Source organism: Streptomyces sp. NPDC029296, assembly GCF_055569255.1.
The window spans coordinates 79,486-97,326 of record NZ_JBVHXT010000014.1; the positions used below are offsets into that span (position 1 = coordinate 79,486).

Annotated in this window: 17 protein-coding genes; 8 read left to right on the top strand and 9 right to left on the bottom strand. The window is 74.4% G+C overall.

Annotated features, from left to right (window positions below):
- Positions 1-175: 175 nt before the first annotated feature.
- From ACZ4W9_RS14705 to ACZ4W9_RS14720, 4 genes are all read left to right on the top strand, one after another.
- On the top strand, positions 176-379 hold the full coding sequence (locus tag ACZ4W9_RS14705) for a cold-shock protein (protein ID WP_007383480.1): 204 nt from the start codon (positions 176-178) through the stop codon (positions 377-379).
- A gap of 220 nt (positions 380-599) precedes the next feature.
- Positions 600-2,102, top strand: coding sequence for a DEAD/DEAH box helicase (locus ACZ4W9_RS14710; protein ID WP_467935627.1), 1,503 nt, complete (start codon positions 600-602; stop codon positions 2,100-2,102).
- 82 nt (positions 2,103-2,184) lie between these two features.
- Positions 2,185-2,484, top strand: coding sequence for an SCO5918 family protein (locus ACZ4W9_RS14715; protein ID WP_467935629.1), 300 nt, complete (start codon positions 2,185-2,187; stop codon positions 2,482-2,484).
- Positions 2,485-2,546: 62 nt separating this feature from the next.
- A complete protein-coding gene (locus ACZ4W9_RS14720; protein ID WP_467935630.1) occupies positions 2,547-3,020 on the top strand; it encodes a DUF5994 family protein in 474 nt (157 codons plus the stop codon).
- Positions 3,021-3,033: 13 nt separating this feature from the next.
- Here the strand turns inward: ACZ4W9_RS14720 and ACZ4W9_RS14725 are convergent, their stop codons facing one another.
- The 6 genes from ACZ4W9_RS14725 to ACZ4W9_RS14750 form a co-directional block, all read right to left on the bottom strand.
- Positions 3,034-3,465 (bottom strand): hypothetical protein, encoded by a 432-nt coding sequence (locus ACZ4W9_RS14725; RefSeq protein WP_467935631.1) that lies wholly within the window; start codon positions 3,463-3,465, stop codon positions 3,034-3,036.
- Positions 3,466-3,546: 81 nt separating this feature from the next.
- Positions 3,547-4,089 carry a DUF2231 domain-containing protein gene (locus tag ACZ4W9_RS14730; RefSeq protein ID WP_467935632.1) on the bottom strand — a complete coding sequence of 181 codons (543 nt, stop codon included), beginning with the start codon at positions 4,087-4,089 and terminating at the stop codon, positions 3,547-3,549.
- 138 nt (positions 4,090-4,227) lie between these two features.
- Entirely contained in the window at positions 4,228-4,965 is a 738-nt protein-coding gene (locus ACZ4W9_RS14735) for a helix-turn-helix transcriptional regulator (protein WP_467935633.1), read from the bottom strand.
- A 68-nt stretch (positions 4,966-5,033) separates the two neighbouring features.
- Positions 5,034-5,381, bottom strand: a complete 348-nt coding sequence (locus ACZ4W9_RS14740) for a MerR family transcriptional regulator (RefSeq protein WP_467935634.1) — start codon at positions 5,379-5,381, stop codon at positions 5,034-5,036.
- Positions 5,382-5,403: 22 nt separating this feature from the next.
- A complete protein-coding gene (locus tag ACZ4W9_RS14745) occupies positions 5,404-6,342 on the bottom strand; it encodes an aldo/keto reductase (RefSeq protein ID WP_467935635.1) in 939 nt (312 codons plus the stop codon).
- A gap of 102 nt (positions 6,343-6,444) precedes the next feature.
- Entirely contained in the window at positions 6,445-7,863 is a 1,419-nt protein-coding gene (locus ACZ4W9_RS14750) for an MFS transporter (protein ID WP_467935721.1), read from the bottom strand.
- A 171-nt stretch (positions 7,864-8,034) separates the two neighbouring features.
- Between ACZ4W9_RS14750 and ACZ4W9_RS14755 the strand changes: the two genes are divergently transcribed.
- The 4 genes from ACZ4W9_RS14755 to ACZ4W9_RS14770 all read left to right on the top strand — a co-directional run bounded on the left by ACZ4W9_RS14755 (position 8,035) and on the right by ACZ4W9_RS14770 (position 11,550).
- A complete protein-coding gene (locus tag ACZ4W9_RS14755) occupies positions 8,035-8,967 on the top strand; it encodes a LysR family transcriptional regulator (protein ID WP_467935636.1) in 933 nt (310 codons plus the stop codon).
- A 321-nt stretch (positions 8,968-9,288) separates the two neighbouring features.
- Positions 9,289-11,010: an aa3-type cytochrome oxidase subunit I gene (ctaD, locus tag ACZ4W9_RS14760; RefSeq protein ID WP_467935637.1), complete on the top strand. Its 1,722-nt coding sequence runs from the start codon at positions 9,289-9,291 to the stop codon at positions 11,008-11,010.
- Positions 11,007-11,357 carry a cytochrome C oxidase subunit I gene (locus ACZ4W9_RS14765; protein ID WP_467935638.1) on the top strand — a complete coding sequence of 117 codons (351 nt, stop codon included), beginning with the start codon at positions 11,007-11,009 and terminating at the stop codon, positions 11,355-11,357. Before ctaD ends, ACZ4W9_RS14765 begins: the two co-directional genes overlap by 4 nt.
- Positions 11,358-11,394: 37 nt before the next feature.
- On the top strand, positions 11,395-11,550 hold the full coding sequence (locus tag ACZ4W9_RS14770; protein WP_467935639.1) for a hypothetical protein: 156 nt from the start codon (positions 11,395-11,397) through the stop codon (positions 11,548-11,550).
- A 14-nt stretch (positions 11,551-11,564) separates the two neighbouring features.
- Here the strand turns inward: ACZ4W9_RS14770 and ACZ4W9_RS14775 are convergent, their stop codons facing one another.
- Genes ACZ4W9_RS14775 through ACZ4W9_RS14785 form a run of 3 tightly spaced genes read right to left on the bottom strand, consistent with a single transcriptional unit; the run spans position 11,565 to position 17,684 of the window.
- Positions 11,565-12,221, bottom strand: coding sequence for a hypothetical protein (locus ACZ4W9_RS14775; protein ID WP_467935640.1), 657 nt, complete (start codon positions 12,219-12,221; stop codon positions 11,565-11,567).
- Positions 12,218-12,535 (bottom strand): hypothetical protein, encoded by a 318-nt coding sequence (locus tag ACZ4W9_RS14780; RefSeq protein ID WP_467935641.1) that lies wholly within the window; start codon positions 12,533-12,535, stop codon positions 12,218-12,220. The genes ACZ4W9_RS14775 and ACZ4W9_RS14780 overlap by 4 nt, the downstream gene beginning before the upstream one ends.
- 4 nt (positions 12,536-12,539) lie before the next feature.
- On the bottom strand, positions 12,540-17,684 hold the full coding sequence (locus ACZ4W9_RS14785) for a wHTH domain-containing protein (RefSeq protein WP_467935643.1): 5,145 nt from the start codon (positions 17,682-17,684) through the stop codon (positions 12,540-12,542).
- Positions 17,685-17,841 lie beyond the last annotated feature (157 nt).

The following is a 17,841-nucleotide window of genomic DNA, read 5'->3' on the forward strand; positions in this document are numbered from 1 at the left end:
CCCCCGACGACACGGCGCGAAAGAAAACCTGGGTGTGCCGGGGCGGTCCGTGTTACCGTGATAACAGTTGCAGTTTTGATTGCCGGATTTTTCCGGGACCCCTGTGGGGCGATCATCGCGGCGACTCGTGATCCGCACAGTGCGGATCACGGCACTGCCCCTAGGGAGAATCAATATGGCATCTGGCACCGTGAAGTGGTTCAACGCGGAAAAGGGCTTCGGCTTCATCGAGCAGGACGGCGGCGGCGCCGACGTGTTCGCGCACTACTCGAACATCGCCACCTCCGGCTTCCGCGAGCTTCAGGAAGGCCAGAAGGTTACCTTCGACGTCACGCAGGGCCAGAAGGGCCCGCAGGCCGAGAACATCGTTCCCGCCTGACGCTGACGCGTTCTACGAGGCCGGGGCCCGCGCTCATGGGGCGCGGGCCCCGGTCCGTTTGCCCTCTTCCGGGTAACCCCGGCCCCGTTTACCCGCCGTCCGGGCCCCCTGGCGCCTTTCGGCTTTCCCTTCGGCTCATTCTTGTGAATTCTGCCGCGGCTGCGCACCGCCGAAAGGAATTCCTCGACACGTGCCGCGCACATCGAGGAGGTTCCTCATCATGAACCCCACCCGTCGTACCCGGGGCGCCGCCGGCACCGGTGGCACCGGCCGCCGCGGCGGCAACGACTCCGCCTCTTTCCGTTCGTCGCGGACCAACACGCGCGGCAAGGGCCCGCAGGGCAAGAGCCCCGGCGCCCGACGCGCGCCGCGCGGCGAGTTCGCCCTCCCGGTCACCCTCACCGAGGCGCTGCCGCCGGCCGAGACGTTCGCCGAACTGGACCTGCCCGAGCCGCTGCACACCGCGCTGCGCACCGAAGGCGTGACGGCGCCCTTCCCCATCCAGGCGGCGACGCTGCCGAACACGCTGGCCGGCCGGGACGTCCTCGGCCGCGGCCGCACCGGATCGGGCAAGACGCTCGCCTTCGGCCTCCCCCTGCTGGCCCGGCTGGCCGGGCAGCGGGCCGAGCCCCGGCAGCCGCTGGCCCTGGTCCTCGTCCCCACCCGGGAACTGGCCCAGCAGGTCACCGACGCCCTCACCCCTTACGCGCGGGCGCTGCGCCTGCGTCTGGTCACCGTCGTCGGCGGCATGTCCATCGGCCGCCAGACGTCCGCGCTGCGCGCCGGAGCCGAGGTCGTCGTCGCGACCCCCGGCCGGCTCAAGGACCTCATCGACCGCGGCGGCTGCCGGCTGGACCGCGTGGCCGTCACCGTCCTGGACGAGGCCGACCAGATGACCGACATGGGCTTCATGCCCCAGGTCACCGCCCTGCTCGACCAGGTCCGCCCGGACGGTCAGCGGATGCTGTTCTCGGCCACCCTGGACCGCAACATCGACCTCCTGGTGCGTCGCTACCTGCACGACCCGGTCGTGCACTCGGTCGACCCGTCGGCGGGCGCGGTCACCACGATGGAGCACCACCTGCTGCACGTCCACGACGACGACAAGCACACCACCGCGACCGAGATCGCCGCCCGCGACGGCCGCGTGATCATGTTCCTGGACACCAAGCACGCGGCGGAACGGCTGGCCAAGCACCTGCTGTCGGTCGGCGTCCGGGCCTCGGCGCTGCACGGCGGCAAGTCCCAGCCGCAGCGCACCCGCACCCTCGCCCGGTTCAAGGACGGCGAGGTCACGGTCCTGGTGGCCACCAACGTCGCCGCCCGCGGCCTGCACATCGACGACATCGACCTCGTGGTGAACGTCGACCCGCCCGCCGACCACAAGGACTACCTGCACCGGGGCGGCCGTACCGCCCGGGCCGGCAAGTCCGGCACCGTCGTCACCCTGGTGCTGCCGCACCAGCGGCGGGCGGTGGACCGTCTCATGAGCGCGGCCGACATCACCGCCCGCACCACCCGCGTCCGCCCGGGCGAGCCCGAGCTGACCCGGATCACCGGCGCCCGGACCCCCTCCGGCGTCCCCGTCACCCTCACCGCCCCGGCCGCCGAACGTCCCCAGTCCGCCGGCGCCCCCGGACGCGGCCGGGGCGGACGGTCCCGGCGGCCCCGCGGTCCCCGGCGCGCCCCGTCCGGGCGTCCCGCTCCGGAGGGGAGCCGATGACCGTATCCCTCCCCCCGGTCGTCGAGCGGCCCCGCGCCCTCGGCGTCCCCATCCGCATCCCGACCGCTCAGCTGGAGGCACCATGCGCTGTGTCATCGCCCGTTTCCCCTTCGACCTGACCAAGTCCGAGGTCGAGCGGTCGATGGAGGGCGTTCCGCCGGAGCCCGCCGTCGGCCTCTGCGCGACCGTCGAGGGCCGGGTCTACCCGGTCAAGCAGATCGGGCAGATCATCACCGGGCAGGACCGCCGCGACTTCACCGCGGCCGAGGTGAGCCGTGCGCTGACCCGGCTCGGCTTCACCTGCCACGAGGTGGCGGCCACGCCGCCCGCGGAGCACCGCGCGGCCTCGTCGCTTCCCTGGGCGGACAACCCGCTGGCCTAGAGCGGCACCGGCGCCACGACAGAAACGGGCGGCGGAAGTCCGTCCGGGACGGGATCGTACGCATGGACAGGAACGGAAGCCCTGCCGGGCACGTCTCTCCGGCCGGAGCGCACACCTACCGGATGCCCCTTCCCCGGCTCACCCTGACCCCGGACGGCGGCCACGGTCCGCTGGCCGGGGCGTGGTGGCCCCGCTGCGACGCGCTGGAACTGGAACTGCCGGCCCTGGTCGGCGCGCTGGCCGCCGGCCTCGGCGCGGTCACCCACGTCACCGTGGACACCGCGGCCTGGCCGGACGCCCCGCACCGGGTGCCGGCGCCCGGCCGGGTCATCCTGGTGTCCCTGTCGGCCGTCGACACCGAGGCCCACACCATCTGCCTGGGCTACGGCACCGGGGAGCACCGCGAGCTGCTGGTCGTCCCGCCCGGCGAGGTGGCCGACGCGGCGCGCTGGCTGCTGACCACCGCCGCCGACCCGGGGAACGCCCTGAGCGCCCCGCACATGCTGGCGCTCGCCGGCGCCACGTGGGAGCGCTGAGGAGCACCGCCCCCTATCGGCCGCCCGCCGCCAGGGCCGCCAGCAGCACGAGCACCAGCGTCGCGGCGCCCAGCAGCCCGTGGGCCACCACCACGGGCACGGGCAGCTGCCGTTCCGCGGGTGCCGTCCCGTCCCCCGCCGGGTCGGCGGCGGGCGCCCGGACCGCGGGGATCCACCGGGCGAACAGGGCGAAGCCCAGCAGTGCCACGGCGACGAGGACACCGAAGGACGCCCAGGCCAGGGCCCTTCGGTCGGCGACCAGATACGCGATCCAGACGACCAGTCCGGCCGCCGCGAGCAGGAAGTGGCCGAAGACCAGGGCCGCCGGGAAGCGGGTCCGCCTGGTCTGCTGCTGCCGCAGGCCGCCGCGGGAGATCCAGCGGGCCAGGAGGACGAATCCGCCGAGGGCGGTGACCACCCAGGCGACGAGAGCGGCGATGTCCATGACGTGCTCCAGTGATGGTGGGGGGAGGGCCGGGCGGACCGCCCGGCCCCGGGAGACCCGCCCGTCCCGGAAGGGCGACGGTCAGGTGGGGCGCCGGACGCGGTAGCCGTCCGCCTGCGCGGACTCCTCCGCGACCCGCACGCCGTAGCGGTAGGCGAGCTTGCCGCCGAGATGGCCGGACACACCGAGGACGGCGAGCGCGACGGCGGACAGCGCCAACGGCCCGTATCCCACGCCGTGTCCCTCCGGGTAGCCGGCGCTCCGCCGCCAGGCGAAGCCGGCCGCGTACGCGGCGGTCACGGCCAGGTTCAGCCCCATGTGCAGCAGACCCGTGCGGAAGGCCGGCGTGCCGGTGGGCACCGCGAACAGGTCGAGGAACCCGGCGCAGGCCGCCGCCAGCGCGCCCAGCACGCCGATCGCGATCAGCCAGGCCGAACCGTGGGCGAGGAAGGCGGGCCGGTGCACGATCCGCGACGCGATGTCGAAGACCAGGCTCGCCACCCAGGCCCCGATCGGGACCGTGACCAGTATCGGATGGAACGGATGTCCGTAAGGCCCCGCCAACGCGCCGCTGACCGGCTGTTTCGCCTGGCGCAGAAGGTGGTTGTCGCTGTGCGTCGTCATACGGCACCTCGCCCGTGAGCTGCCCGTCCGGCTATTTCACCAACGATTGTTGGCGTTATTCGAGGCACGGGTCAAGAGACACCTCACCCCTCGGGGTGAGGCTCGTACAGCGGAGCGATACGGGGGCGGGTGGCCGGTTCAGCGCTCGCAGGCGGCGTCCGTCCGCGGGGAGTCGCCCGGCGGACGGTCGCCGCGCAGTTCGACGCAGCACGCGCCGGGGCGCGGGGCCAGCACCGCCGTGGTCCGGTCGCTGCCCAGGCCCCGCAGGTAACCGGCGAGGAAGGACTGGTTGACGGCACAGATGAGGCCCGGCGCCCTGGCGGCCAGCGGGTGGAAGGGGCAGTTGCGCAGCCGCAGCAGGGCGGGCGCCGCACGCTCGGGCTCGTAGCCGAAGCCCTCCAGCGCCTCGGCGGCCAGGCCGAGCCCCCGCTCGGCGCCGAGCCGGCCGGGCCGGACCCGCTCGCGGTCGGCCTCGCCCAGCGACCGCCCGCGCTCGTGCGCCACGCGCAGCGCCGCCTCGCGCGCCGACTCCCCCGCGGCCTCGGTCAGCACCGCTTCGGTGAGGACGTCGGCCAGCATCTCGTAGCGGCGCTCGGGGACGCTCACCGCGATCGCCTCGTCCACCGGCTCGTACACCTTGGGGCGGCGGCCGACCTTGCGGATGCCGGCGGGCGCTTCGTAGCGGGCCCGGAGCAGGCCCGCGTCCACCAGCTTGTCGAGGTGGAAGGCCGCGAGCTTGCGGGAGATCCCCAGAGTCTCGGCCGTCTCCTCGCGCGTCACCGGCCGTCGCGCACGCCGTATGAAGTCGAACATCCGGCGCCGGGTGGCGTCACCGAGGGCCGCCAGTGCCGTCAGCGAGGCTTGGTCGAGTCCCACGCGCGCAGTGTATCGACCACCACCATGGGCGAAAAGCCGGAAAGGACCGGCCTCCCGTCCTCCGGCGCTCAGCTGTAGTAGGCGATCTTCTCGTCGAGCACCCGCATGGCCCGGCGCAGCGCCGCCACCCGCTGCTCCAGGGCCTCCCGGCGTTCGCGGAGGAAGGCGACGCGCTCCTGGGGGGCGTGTTCGGCGCGCAGGATGGCGATGAACCCCCGCAGGTCCGCGATGCCGAGGCCGGCCTCGCGGAAGCAGGTGACCAGGCCGATCCAGAAGAGGTCGTCCTCGGTGTACTCCCTGCGCCCGCCGGCGGAGCGCCGGATCGGGCCGATGAGCCCCTCGCGTTCGTAGTAGCGCAGGGTGTCGAGGGAGACGCCGGTGCGGTCGGCGGCCGCCGCCGGGGTCAGGGTGGTCATGGTGCTCCTTCGGTGAGGGCCGCTACCGCGCTTCGGCGAAGCGCGCCAGGTGCGCGTCGCCGAGCCGCACCCGGCGTGCGGCGAGTGCCTGCTCGACGTGCTCCACCCGGCTCGCGCCGACGATGGGGTCGATGCCCTGCCGCATCAGCCAGGCGAGGACGACCTGGTTCCTCGTGGCCGACAGCTCGGCGGCGATGTCGTCCAGGACCGCGAGCACCCGGGCGGTCCCGGGGTGATCATAGGTCGGCGGGAGCGGCTTGTCCGCGCGCTCGTAGGAGCCCCAGATCAGCGAGCTGTACGACCACACGGCGAGCCCCTCCGACCGCGCGAGGTCCAAGTCCTCGTCGGCGAGCATGCGGTGACCGGCCTCGGCGAGCGCGGTGAAGGGGCGCGGCCGCAGGAGCGAGTGGCGCAGTTGCAGGGCCGTCCACGGTTCCACGCCCCGCTCCCGCGCCAGCGTCCGGGCCCGCTCGACGCGCCAGGCGGCGTGGTTCGCCGCCCCGGTCCGCAGGACCACTCCCTTCGCGGCCAGTTCCCCGAAGGCGCCGACCGTCTCCTCCAGCGGCACCGCGCGGTCCTCGGCGTGGGCCCAGAGCAGGTCGACGTGATCGACGCCCAGACGTTCCAGGCTCTGGGCCACGCCGGCGTGGACGGCGCGCGCGGACAGCCCTTCGGCGCTTTCCGGCCAGGAGTGCGCCACGAGCGGGTTCTGCCGGACCTTCGTCGCGATCCGCACCGCGTCGCGCGCGCCCGGGCGGGCCCGCAGCCACGCGCCGATGACGCGCTCACTGGCCCCGCCGACGCCGCTGGGGTCGGCCCAGAAGGAGTAGCAGTTCGCGGTGTCGAGCCAGACACCGCCGCCGGCGACGAAGGCGTCGAGGATCGCGAAGGCCCGGTCGGCATCCACGCGGGTGCCGAAGTCCATCGTGCCGAGGACGATCTGGGGATCGGTCGTGTTCATGCCGCCGATTCTTCGATCTGGAGCGCGCTCCAGGTCAAGAGCCGTCGCGGCGGACGTTCCGGGACCCGGCCCCGGGACGGCGGCCGGGGCGGGCCGCGTGCGTCACACCCGGGACGGCTCCGGCCGCGCCGGCGGCTCCCCGGCGGACGCGGGGGACGCGGCCCGGTGGGAGCGCCCGCCGAGGACGCTGACCGCGGCGGCGAGGAGGGCCGCCGCGAACGGCACCAGCAGGCCCGCCCGGTAGCCGTCCAGCCGCCCGGCCGCGGCGTCGGCGTGGGTGGCGACCGCGGTGACGGCGGAGAGACCGAGCGCGGCGCCGAACTGGAAGGCGGTGTAGAGCAGGCCGCCCGCGAGGCCCTGCTCCTGCTCCGCGACGCCGTCCGTGGCCGTGATCGTCAGCGGCCCGTACGCCAGGGAGAAGGCCAGGCCGACGAGGAGCAGGCTCGGGAACATCGCCGCGTAGGTCCAGTCGGCCCGCACCGGCAGGAACAGCCCGTAGGCCAGGGCCGCGAGGAGCAGGCCGCCGGTGATCACCCGGGCGTTGCCGAAGCGGGCGGTCAGGCGCGGGGTGAGGGTCGGCGAGAGCACCGCGTCGATGCCGGCGACCAGCATCGCCAGGCTGGTCTGGAGCGTGGACCAGCCGCGCAGTTCCTGGAGGTAGAGCACGACGAGGAACTGGAAGCCGAAGAACCCGCCGGAGAACAGCAGCGCCGCGAGGTTGGCCCGCACCAGCGTGCCGTCGCGCAGGATGCCCAGGCGGACGAGGGGTTCGGCGACCCGCCGTTCGATCAGGACGAAGGCCGCGAGGAACGCCAGCCCGGCCAGCAGCGTGCCCGCGGTGACGGCGGCCCCGGCGTGGGCGGCGCGCTCCACGCCCAGCACGATCAGCACCAGGGCGGCGGTCACGGTGAGCGCGCCGGCGAGGTCCACGCGCCGGCCGGGTCCGCCGGGGCGCGCGTCCCGGGGCACGCAGACGACGGCCGCGGCCAGGATGAGGGCCGCGAGCAGGACGGGCGCGAAGAACACCCACCGCCAGTGGACGGCGGCCAGCAGCCCGCCGGCGACCAGCCCGACGGTGAAGCCGCCGGCGGCGGTGCCCGAGTAGACGAGCAGGGCCCGGTCGCGCTCGGGGCCCTCGGGGAAGCCCGTCGTGATGACGGACAGCCCCGCCGGGGTCATGAAGGCGGCGGCGACGCCGGTGACGAACCGGGCGAGGACCAGCGTCCAGCCCTCCGTGGCCAGTCCGCCGAGCCCGGAGAACAGCAGGAACACGGCGAGCCACAGCACGAACATCCGCCGGCGCCCGAACAGGTCGGCCGCCCGGCCGCCGAGCAGCATGAAGCCGCCGTACCCGAGGACGTAGGCGCTCATGACCCACTGCAGCTCGCCCGTGGACATCCCGAGGTCGGAACGGATCGACGGCAGGGCCACGTTGAGCATGGCCACGTCGATGCCTTCGAGGAAGATCGCGCCGCACAGCACGAGCAGCACGCCCCGGCGGCGTGCGCCCGGTCCGGTCATGGCGCGCGGGGTGGTGACCACGATGAACTCCTCCCGGAGCAAAGGGGGTTAGGGGATGGGTCCAGCCTTCGCCGGGGGCCGTCCGGGAACAACGGCGAAGTGCGCGACGTTCGTTCAGCCAGGCTTACCGATCGATGCCGGGACCCCCGTCCGCGGCCCCGGGAGAGGTACGTGGACCACAACGAACTCGCCTGCTTCCTCGTCCTCGCCGAGGAGCTGCACTTCGGCCGCACCGCCGACCGGCTGCGGCTGTCCCGGGCCCGGGTGAGCCAGCTCGTCCAGCGGCTCGAACGGCGCGTGGGGGCACCTCTGTTCACCCGTACGAGCCGGCGGGTGGCCCTGACCGACCTGGGCAGCGGGCTGCGCGCGGAGCTGGAACCCCACTACCGCGGCATGCAGGACGCCCTGGCGCACGCCGTGGCCGCGGCGCGCGCGTCGGCCGGGGTCCTGCACGTCGGCTTCTCCACCCCGCTGGCCGGGGAGATCGCGCTGAAGACGGCCGAGCGGCTGCGCGCCGCCCGCCCCGGGGTGACGGTCGAGGTGTGCGAGGTGCCGTTCGGCGATCCCTACGGCCTGCTGCGCCGGGGCGACTTCGACGTCCAGCTGACCGACTTCCCCGCGCGGGACGCCGATCTGCGCCAGGGCCCCGCCCTGCTCACCGAGGGCCGGGTGCTCGCCGTCGCGGCGGGGCATCCGCTGGCCGGGCGGGACACGGTGACACCGGAGGACCTGGCCGGGGTCGCCCTGCTGGCCGCCGAGGGGGACGACGTCCCCGAGCACTGGCGGCGGCACCGGACACCGGACCGCACGCCCGGTGGCCGGCCGATCGGGCGGGGGCCGTCCGTCACCACCTTCGCGGAGGCGCTGACCCTCGTGGCCGGCGGCCGGGGCGCCCTGCTCACGGCGGCCCACACCGCCCTCTACCACGGCCGGCCCGGCGTCTCGTACGTGCCGGTCGTCGGCGAGGAGCCGCTGCGCTACGGCGTGATGTGGCGGGCCGGCGACGCGAGCGGCACCGTACGGCTCTTCGCGGCCCTCGCCGGCGAGGCCGCACGGGAGACCCCGGTGCCCTCGCCCCCCGCCCGCCGGGTCCGCGCGGCGTGAGCGCGGCGCGCGCCGCGCCACCGGTCCCCGCGCCCCGCCGTCGCCCGACACGGCGTGAGCACACGGCGAAGGCCACGCCACCGGGCCCCGGCCCGGCCACCGCGACACCCTTCCCGAGCGCACCCCGCGACCGGCACCACCGGGACCCCGTCCGGCCGCCGTGACACGCGGCATGGTTACTGCGTCCGGGTGCATCCCTCACCCGGACGGCCGTGTGGCGGCCTTGCCCAGGGCCCCCGGGGCGCACTCGGGCGGTGAGGATGGCCGGTGACACCGCCGTCGTGGCACGGGCGGACGCGAGCATCGGGAGTGGGACGACTTGTGAGCATCCTGAACGAACCCCAGGGCGGTGGCGCGGCAGCCGAGGACTCGTACGAGAACGAGCTGCCGGTCCGGCGCAAGCAGCCCGGCAACGTCGTGGTGAGGTGGCTGACGACCACCGACCACAAGACGATCGGCACGCTCTATCTGACGACGTCGTTCGCGTTCTTCCTGTTCGGCGGTGTGATGGCGCTGCTCATGCGCGCCGAGCTGGCCCGCCCGGGGCTGCAGATCATCTCCAACGAGCAGTTCAACCAGATGTTCACGATGCACGGCACCGTGATGCTGCTGATGTTCGCCACCCCGCTGTTCGCCGGCTTCACCAACTGGATCATGCCGCTCCAGATCGGCGCGCCCGACGTGGCCTTCCCCCGGCTGAACATGTTCGCCTACTGGCTCTACCTGTTCGGCTCGCTCATCGCGGTCGGCGGCTTCCTCACCAACAACGGCGCGGCCGACTTCGGCTGGTTCGCCTACACCCCGCTGTCGGACGCCACCCGCACCCCCGGGATCGGCGGGAACCTGTGGATCCTCGGCCTGGCCTTCTCCGGTTTCGGCACGATCCTCGGTGCCGTCAACTTCATCACCACGATCGTCTGCATGCGCGCCCCCGGCATGACCATGTTCCGCATGCCGATCTTCACCTGGAACGTCCTGCTGACCGGTGTGCTGGTCCTGCTGGCCTTCCCGGTGCTGGCCGCCGCCCTGTTCGCGCTGGCCGCGGACCGCATCTACGGCGCCCATGTGTACGACCCCGCGAACGGCGGCCCCCTGCTCTGGCAGCACCTGTTCTGGTTCTTCGGGCATCCGGAGGTGTACATCATCGCCCTGCCGTTCTTCGGCATCGTCACCGAGATCATCCCGGTGTTCGCCCGCAAGCCGATCTTCGGTTACATGGGCCTGGTGGCCGCGACCATCGCCATCGCCGGGCTGTCGGTCACGGTGTGGGCCCACCACATGTACGTCACCGGTGGCGCGCTGCTGCCCTTCTTCGCCTTCATGACCTTCCTGATCGCCGTGCCGACCGGGGTGAAGTTCTTCAACTGGATCGGCACGATGTGGAAGGGCTCGCTGTCCTTCGAGACACCGATGCTGTGGGCGGCCGGCTTCCTCGTGACGTTCCTCTTCGGCGGGCTGACCGGCGTCATCCTGGCCTCGCCGCCCATGGACTTCCACGTCTCCGACACGTACTTCGTGGTGGCCCACTTCCACTACGTGGTCTTCGGGACGGTCGTCTTCGCGATGTTCGCCGGGTTCCACTTCTGGTGGCCCAAGTTCACGGGGAAGATGCTCGACGAACGCCTCGGCAAGATCACCTTCTGGACGCTGTTCGTCGGCTTCCACGGCACCTTCCTGGTCCAGCACTGGCTGGGCGCCGAGGGCATGCCGCGCCGCTACGCCGACTACCTGGCGTCCGACGGCTTCACCGCGCTGAACACGCTGTCCTCCATCAGCTCCTTCCTGCTCGGCCTGTCCATGCTGCCGTTCCTGTACAACGTCTGGAAGACCGCCAAGTTCGGCCGGCCGGTCGGCGTCGACGACCCCTGGGGTTACGGCCGTTCGCTGGAGTGGGCGACCTCCTGTCCGCCGCCCCGGCACAACTTCGTCACCCTGCCCCGGATCCGCAGCGAGTCCCCGGCCTTCGACCTGCACCACCCGGACATCGCGGCGCGGGAGCAGGAGGGCTACGAGATCGCCACCAGCGACCGGCCCCGCGGATGAGCGGCCTGCGCAAGCGGGGGACCGGCACGGGCGGTGATCTCGGCAACGAGGTCGAGGGCTATCTGCTGTGGCAGGCCCGTATCGCCGAGGCGGAGCAGCGCGCCCGCGAGTTCACCGGCCCCCTGGAGTGGCTGACGACGGCCCAGCGCGAGGAGGTCGAGCGGCACTACACCGCCGACAGCCTGCGCCGGGCCCGGGCCGACCTGGAGCGCGTCGCGGCCCGGTGCGTGTCGCTGCGGGCCGAGTACGAGCACCGCTACCAGGAGCTGCGGCGGCGCTGTCTGGCCGTGGTGCTCGCGGTGTGCGCCGGCTGCACGGCACTGGCCGCGCTGCTGCTCTGCGTGTGAGACCTCACCGGTCCGCGCCGCCCGGCCGGGTCGCGCCGTGGGCCGGCCACTCGGACCAGGCGAGATCGTCGAGGACATCCGGACCGGCCCGTCCGCCCCGGGCCTGATCGGCCTGCGGCCCGACGACGCCCGCTGGCTGTGCGAGCACGCCGAGGCCGGCGCCCGGGTGGTGATCACGGGCGGCGGCACGTAGCCGGCCGGGCCGGGTCAGCAGGTGGCGGCCGGGGCCACGCTCACCGCGTCGCGCTCCCAGGCGAGATGGCGGATCGAGACGGCGCCCTTGCCGCCCTTGCCGTCCTCGCCGCCCTTCGGCTCGACCTTGATCGTGACACCGGAGCCGTCGACCGCCAGGAGTTCACCGCACAGGGACTGCCCGCGGGTGTGCACCCGGACCGTCGGCGCCGGGTCGTCCGGTCCCGGGGCCGCCCAGGTGAGCAGGATCCCGGCGGCGGTGGCCAGCACGCCGAGCACCGCCGCCCAGCGCGCGGCGCCGATCCGCGCCTCGATCCGGTCCAGCTCCCGCTCCTCCCAGTCGAGGAGCCGCGCGGCGTGGGCGTACCTCAGCACGTCGCCGGGCCGGCCGTGCGCGGCGGACACGGCGAGGAACGCGGCGCCGAGCAGCAGCACCAGCCCCGCCGCCACCAGCACGACGACCGCCGGCCGGTAGCCGCCGGGCAGTTCGGCGACGTTCTCCCGGCCCTTGAGGACCAGCACCGCGGCCAGCAGCCCGGTGGCGACGCCGAGGAAGTTCCGCCAGCCCTCCGCCTGCGCCCGCGCGATCTCCAGCTGGGCCTCGGCCATCGCGTCCAGCCGCCGCTGGGCGCGCTCCAGTTCCTCGGGCTCGTACCGGCGCACCGCGGTCACGAGCCGGTGCCCGGCCGGCGGACCGCCACCCACTTGGCCCCGCAGCCGCCGGTCTCCTGCTGGTCCCCGGGATGGGGCAGCCGGCACCGGCAGCGCATGTACACCTCGTTCGGCACCTCGTCCCGCCCGGACCTGCCGAGGGGCAGCCCCTTCGCCACCGAGCCGGGCCTGATGTCCGGCACCGGATGGCTGGTCGCGCCGCGGCAGGCCGGGCAGGTGCCGGTGATGACGAGCCGGCCGCCGGACATCTCCCAGACGAATCCGCTCTGGTCCGGCAGGTGCCGGGACTCGAAGGGCTTGGGGTCGTGCGACACGCGGTCAGGTCCTCTCGTGCGGCGGCAGGCGGAAACCGAACAGGGGCGCGTAGTCGGTGAGCCGCGCGCGGACCTCGTCCACCGTCAGGCCCGTCTCCTCGGCCGCCAGGTCCAGGTGGTCCACGCCGACCTCTTCGGACAGCACCGGTTCCCTGCCGGTGAGCCGGGCGGTGAGCAGCACCACGTCCTGCCAGCCGGGGACGCGGTCGCAGTCCGGTTCGGGGTACGGCAGTTCCAGCCCGACCTCGGTGAACGGCCCGAGCCGCCGGTAGGTCTCCCGCAGCCCGCCGCCGAGCCGCGCGGCCGCGACGACCAGGCCGAGCGGGGGAAGGGTCCAGGAGTCCTCCAGACAGGACTGGAGGAGGGCGTACTCGGCGGCGGTGTCGCGTTCCAGGGGTTCGGGCGGCCGGACGCGTCCGGGCCGTACGGGGACCGTGGGGGCGCCGAGGGGGGCGTAGGCGTTGAGTTCGGCGGCGGCGGTGGGGAGGTCGAGGCCGAGGTTGTCGGCGAGGACGGTGAGGTCGGTCAGCGAGACGAACGGCCGCCACCTCCCGCCGTCGCACAGCGCCTCGCGCACGGGGCCGTTCGGTTCCAGCGCGGCGACGGCCCCGGGCACCTCGGGCACCTCGAAGCCGTAGCCGGGTGTCCGGCTCCGCAGCAGCTCCGCGATGGTGCCGACGCTCTCCTGGTAGGCGGCGGCCAGCCCCACGAGGGAAGCCGGGGAGAACCGGTCGTGCCGCCCGACGCTCCCCGCCAGGGTGGGGAACCCCGACCGCCGGCGGAACCCGCTCGGCGGCAACGGCTGCCCCTGCCGGAGGAACGACCGCGCGGGGCCCGGCTCGGCGTACCACACGCGGACCGCCTCGACCGCCCGGCGCTCGACCAGGCCCGCGTCCGCCAGCGCTTCGACCGCGGCGAGATCCCCCGGCGGTACGACGGCGCTGCCCAGTCTCTCGAAGATCCTCAACAGCTCCCAGACCGTCATCGCCGTGTCCCCGGCGCCGGGCCGCTGCGCCGGGAGGGGCCCGCACCAGGTGGGCGGCACGAACGAGGCGAGCGGGCCGGGATCCGCCACCTCGACGCCCAGCGGACGCGCCCATTCGGCCAGCCAGGACGCCGTGGCCCCGACCGCCTCCTCGCGCCGGGCGGCCAGCCGGACCAGGTGCCGCAGGCCGATCCGGTCGGGGGGCAGGAAGGGTGGCTCGGCGTCCACGTCGCGGCTGAGCGCGGTGAGCTGCGACTCGTCCAGGAGGTACGGCAGTTCCGGACCGGTGAGCCGGTAGCCGAGGGGGGCGAAGCGGCGTACGACCGCCTCGATCTCGGCCGGCGGGATGCCCGTGTGGTGAGCCCTCCAGGCGATGTCCACCGGCCGCACGAGCGCGGAGAACGGCGAGATCTCGAAGGACACCCCGCCCGACCGGTCTCCCAGCAGGACCCGTGCCTCCCTCGCGTCCACGCGATGGGCCGCGAACTCGCCGAGGTCCGGTGGCGCGGGAAGCGCGGGGTCGAGCCACGACAGCCGTTGGCACAACTCGGCCAGGACTCCCAGGCTCACCTTCTCCCGGGCGGAGACCCGCACCAGCGCCTGCCGCACCGCGTGCTGCCCGGCCGGGCCCGTCTCCCCCGGACCCGGTCCGGCCGCCTGCTCGAACTGTCCGTACAGCGCGGCCATGAGGCGGCTGGGCACGAGGCCGGCCAGGGCGCGGATGTCCGCCGCTTCCGGGACGCGCACGCCCACGACGGCGTACCGGCGCAGACGCCGCGTCGTCTCCCGCAGCGAACACCCGGTGTGCGCCGCGGCCCGCAGCGGCTGTTTGAAGGACCCGCCCGGCACACGGCCGAACAGAGCCGCGTCGAGGGGCTCGGGCCGTGGCAGACCGGGCGGCGTGGGGAACGGCTCCCCCTGCCGGTCGGCGCCGAGCGCACCGAGGCGCCACGCCTCGAAGAAGTGCGTGTCGAGGTGGGTGACCTCGAACTCCTCCTCCAGGATCTCGGCGTCGGAGGGCAGGCAGCCGACGTCACGCAAGGCGACGACGGACCGTCCCGTCGCCCTGCCGAGGCGTCGTGGCGGCACCAGCACACGCACGTCCTTCGCCCCCAGCCCGGCGAGGACGTCCTGGGCGAGCCGGGGCCAGGAGTTGGCGAGGTCCCACAGCCAGTCCAGCGGGAACGGCTGCCATGCCGAGCCGACCAGCGCGGGCACGGCCTCCTTCAGGTCCTCCTCCACACGGGCCTCGTCATACCCGAGGAAGCGGTTGCGGTCGACGCTCAGCTCCGGCCGGTGCCTGCCGCGCAGGTTGACGACGTATCCGTCCGGACGCATGGACTTCGAGACCAGCAGCCCGTCGGCGAGGAGCATCCCCTCCCCCCGCACCCACCAGACCCCCTCGGTGGCGGCGATGCGCGCCCCCGGCACCGAGGAGTCGCCGTACAGCTCCCCCGGCCGCCACACCGCCGGATCGCCGTCGTACTCCGTGGCGGTCACCCGCACCGGGCTCACCCACAGGAACTCCCGCAGCGCCGCGATCAGGGACGGGCGCTCCTCGTCCGTCTCCTCGGGGGCGTCGTGCAGGTAGAGCCGGACCCGGGTGCCGCCGCCCAGCAGCGCGCCCTGTTCCCGGCTCAGGTGCATCAGGCCCGAACCGGCGGTGACGCTGGCCCGGTGGCCGTCGAGCGGGAGGCCGCCGGTCATGTCGACCGGCCGGGTGGTCACCTCGACCTCCTCGGCCAGCATGAAGTAACTGAAGACGCCGATGCCGAAGCGGCTGTTGAGTTCCGTGGTGATGCCCCGGCGGCGCCAGCGGCGTATCTCCCGCATCCGGGCCGCGGACTGCTCCGAGCGGCGGCCGGCCTGGGCGAAGAGGTCCCGCAGTTCCTCGGCCGTCATGCCGACGCCGTTGTCCTCGCACTGGATGTAGGTGCGGCCGGTGCCCGGGTCGGTGCCCTGGGTGAAGGTGATCCGGCACCCGGCGAGCTGCTCGCGCTCGGGGCGGTCGCCGGCCCGCGGGTCGCCCTCGGTGTAGCGGCGGCGGGCCTGGCGCACCCGGCAGGCGTCGAGGGCGTTCTGGTACAGCTCGCGCACCGCCAGCATCCGGTCGCCGTAGAGCTGGGTGCCCATGATGAGCGGCTTGACCTCGTCCTCGGCGAGCCGGAACCGGGGCGGGGGCTTGTCGAAGCCGCGGTGGCGGGGCAGCAGGCCCTCGGTCTTGACCAGCTGGGGCAGGCCGTGGAGGAGGTCGCCGTGGCGCAGCGTGCCCCGGGTGCGGCGGGTGGCGTCCGAGACGGTGGCGATACGGGTGGCGAGCCGGTCCAGCGCCGTGTACAGGGCCGCGCTGCCGCACTTGAACACCAGCCGCCAGACGGTGCCCGGGGCGGGGCCGGGCGCTCCGTTCCCCGGCGGCCAGGGGCCGGAGGCGGGCCGGAAGCCGTCGTTCGCGGCGATCTCGGCCTTGACGCCCTGCGGCCGGACCTGGGTGGGCTCGCGCGGGCCGAGGTGGTCGACGAGGACGCCGTCGAGCCGGCGCGGGTCGATCGCGAGGAGTCCGGCGAGGGGCAGCAGGGTGGCCAGCTCCCGGGGGCGCCAGCTCCAGCGGTCCGCCTCTCCGCACAGGTAGGCGCACAGGTCGGTGTCCCAGGGGGTGCCGTCGGGGGCGACGGCGTCGGCCGGGGCGCCGGTGCCGAGCTGGGAGACGACCTGGACGACGGCGCGCCGCAGCACCCCGCGCTCGTCGGCGCCCAGGGTGAGGCCGGCGGCGCTCTCCGCGGCCCCCACCAGCAGGTCCAGCGCGGCGCGCAGGCTGTCCAGCTCGGCGTCCCCGCGCTGTTCCCACAGCAGGTCCCAGTCGGCGAGGAAGCGGTGCCGCAGCCAGTACTCGGCGGCGCGGGCGTCGGCCTTGTGCCCGCGGCGCAGCAGGGTGCGGCGGGTGGCCTCGATCTGCCGGTGCGCACGCCGGACGTCGCCCATGTCCCGGTCGAGGTGGGCGAGGAAGCCGTCCTCGGGCAGGTCGTGCGCGGGGGCGGAGTCGTCCGGGCCGTCGCCGTACAGGGTGCGCAGCGCGGCCAGGCCGCAGGAGAGCGCCGCCTCGCGCAGGAAGGGCGCGCCGAGCAGCACCACGGTCTCGACCAGGCCGAGCCGGGCGCCCGCGGCCTCGACGAGCTGGTCGAGCCGCTCGATCAGCCGGCGCGGGACGAGCGGGTCGTCCCAGGGGTCGGCCTCGGGTTCCCGCAGGGCGCGGAGGGCGATGGTCTTCTGCACGACCTGTGCCAGGTGCTCCTTGGCCCGCCCGCGCCGGGCGGCCGTGGTGCCCTCGGTCCGCTCCCACAGACCGGAGCTGAGGACGGCGTCCGTCCAGGGCCCGGCGGACTCGACGGCCTCGCACAGCGGTACGTCGGCGTGGGCGCCGCCCGTCCGGTCCCGGCCCAGCCACCGGGCGTCGACCGTGGGCGGCCTGCGGTGGGTGTAGTGGGCCGCGATCTCCTCCGCGCGCCGCTCCACCCGCGCGATCACCTGGCCGAAGGTGCGGGCGGGGGACTCCGGGGCCAGGGTCTCGCTCAGGGCCGTGGCCAGGAGGCTGCCGGTGTCGCTGCCGAGGGCCTCCTCGCCGGGGGCGCAGGCGCTCAGCAGGGCGACGTTGTCCCAGTGCCGGCCGATGGTGATCTCGTCGAAGGCGGGCGGCGGCTCGTCTCCGCCGCCGCGGCAGGCGTCGAGGCAGAGCAGCACCGTGGCGTCGGAGCGCAAGGGGGCGAGCAGGTCGTCGGGTGCCACCTCGATGAGGCCGTGCGGTCCGAGGGTCCGCTCCCCGGCGCGTCCCCAGCCCGCGCGGATGTCGCCGGGCACGAGGTAGTCGGTCTCGCCGGACCGGACGCCGTGACCGGAGAAGTAGACGAGACCGCTGTCGCCGTCCTCCAGGGAGTGCAGGAACCGGCCCAGCTCGTCGCGGATGCCGCCCTCGCCGGTCGTGTCCTCGTCGTCGAGCACGGTCACGTGCTCGGGTTGGTAGCCGCTGCGCAGCAGGGTGGCGCGCAGGGTCGCGACGTCCCGCACGGTGAAGGGCAGGCCCGGGAAGTGGTCCTTCAGCTCCTCCACCCGTTCCAGCTGCGGATAACCGGGCACCGCGATCAGCAGGGCCCGCCGTCGACCGGCGGTCATCGTGCCTACTCCCCCCGGCGCGCCGCGAGTTGACGCCTCGTCATCGATGGAGGGCGATTATCGCAGAAGTGCGCGCACCCCCGGGAGGGCCGGCCCGTGGCCTCCGGGCGGGATGCCGAGGCCGCCGTCTCCCCAGGGGGAATGGCCGCCGCGCGTG

Bases quoted from the DNA above. Each gene is read 5' to 3' on its own strand.
- ACZ4W9_RS14705 (WP_007383480.1), top strand. From the start codon at position 176: ATGGCATCTGGCACCGTGAAGTGGTTCAACGCGGAAAAGGGCTTCGGC.
- ACZ4W9_RS14710 (WP_467935627.1), top strand. From the start codon at position 600: ATGAACCCCACCCGTCGTACCCGGGGCGCCGCCGGCACCGGTGGCACC.
- ACZ4W9_RS14715 (WP_467935629.1), top strand. From the start codon at position 2,185: ATGCGCTGTGTCATCGCCCGTTTCCCCTTCGACCTGACCAAGTCCGAG.
- ACZ4W9_RS14720 (WP_467935630.1), top strand. From the start codon at position 2,547: ATGGACAGGAACGGAAGCCCTGCCGGGCACGTCTCTCCGGCCGGAGCG.
- ACZ4W9_RS14725 (WP_467935631.1), bottom strand. From the start codon at position 3,465: ATGGACATCGCCGCTCTCGTCGCCTGGGTGGTCACCGCCCTCGGCGGA.
- ACZ4W9_RS14730 (WP_467935632.1), bottom strand. From the start codon at position 4,089: ATGACGACGCACAGCGACAACCACCTTCTGCGCCAGGCGAAACAGCCG.
- ACZ4W9_RS14740 (WP_467935634.1), bottom strand. From the start codon at position 5,381: ATGACCACCCTGACCCCGGCGGCGGCCGCCGACCGCACCGGCGTCTCC.
- ACZ4W9_RS14745 (WP_467935635.1), bottom strand. From the start codon at position 6,342: ATGAACACGACCGATCCCCAGATCGTCCTCGGCACGATGGACTTCGGC.
- ACZ4W9_RS14750 (WP_467935721.1), bottom strand. From the start codon at position 7,863: ATGACCGGACCGGGCGCACGCCGCCGGGGCGTGCTGCTCGTGCTGTGC.
- ACZ4W9_RS14765 (WP_467935638.1), top strand. From the start codon at position 11,007: ATGAGCGGCCTGCGCAAGCGGGGGACCGGCACGGGCGGTGATCTCGGC.
- ACZ4W9_RS14785 (WP_467935643.1), bottom strand. From the start codon at position 17,684: ATGACCGCCGGTCGACGGCGGGCCCTGCTGATCGCGGTGCCCGGTTAT.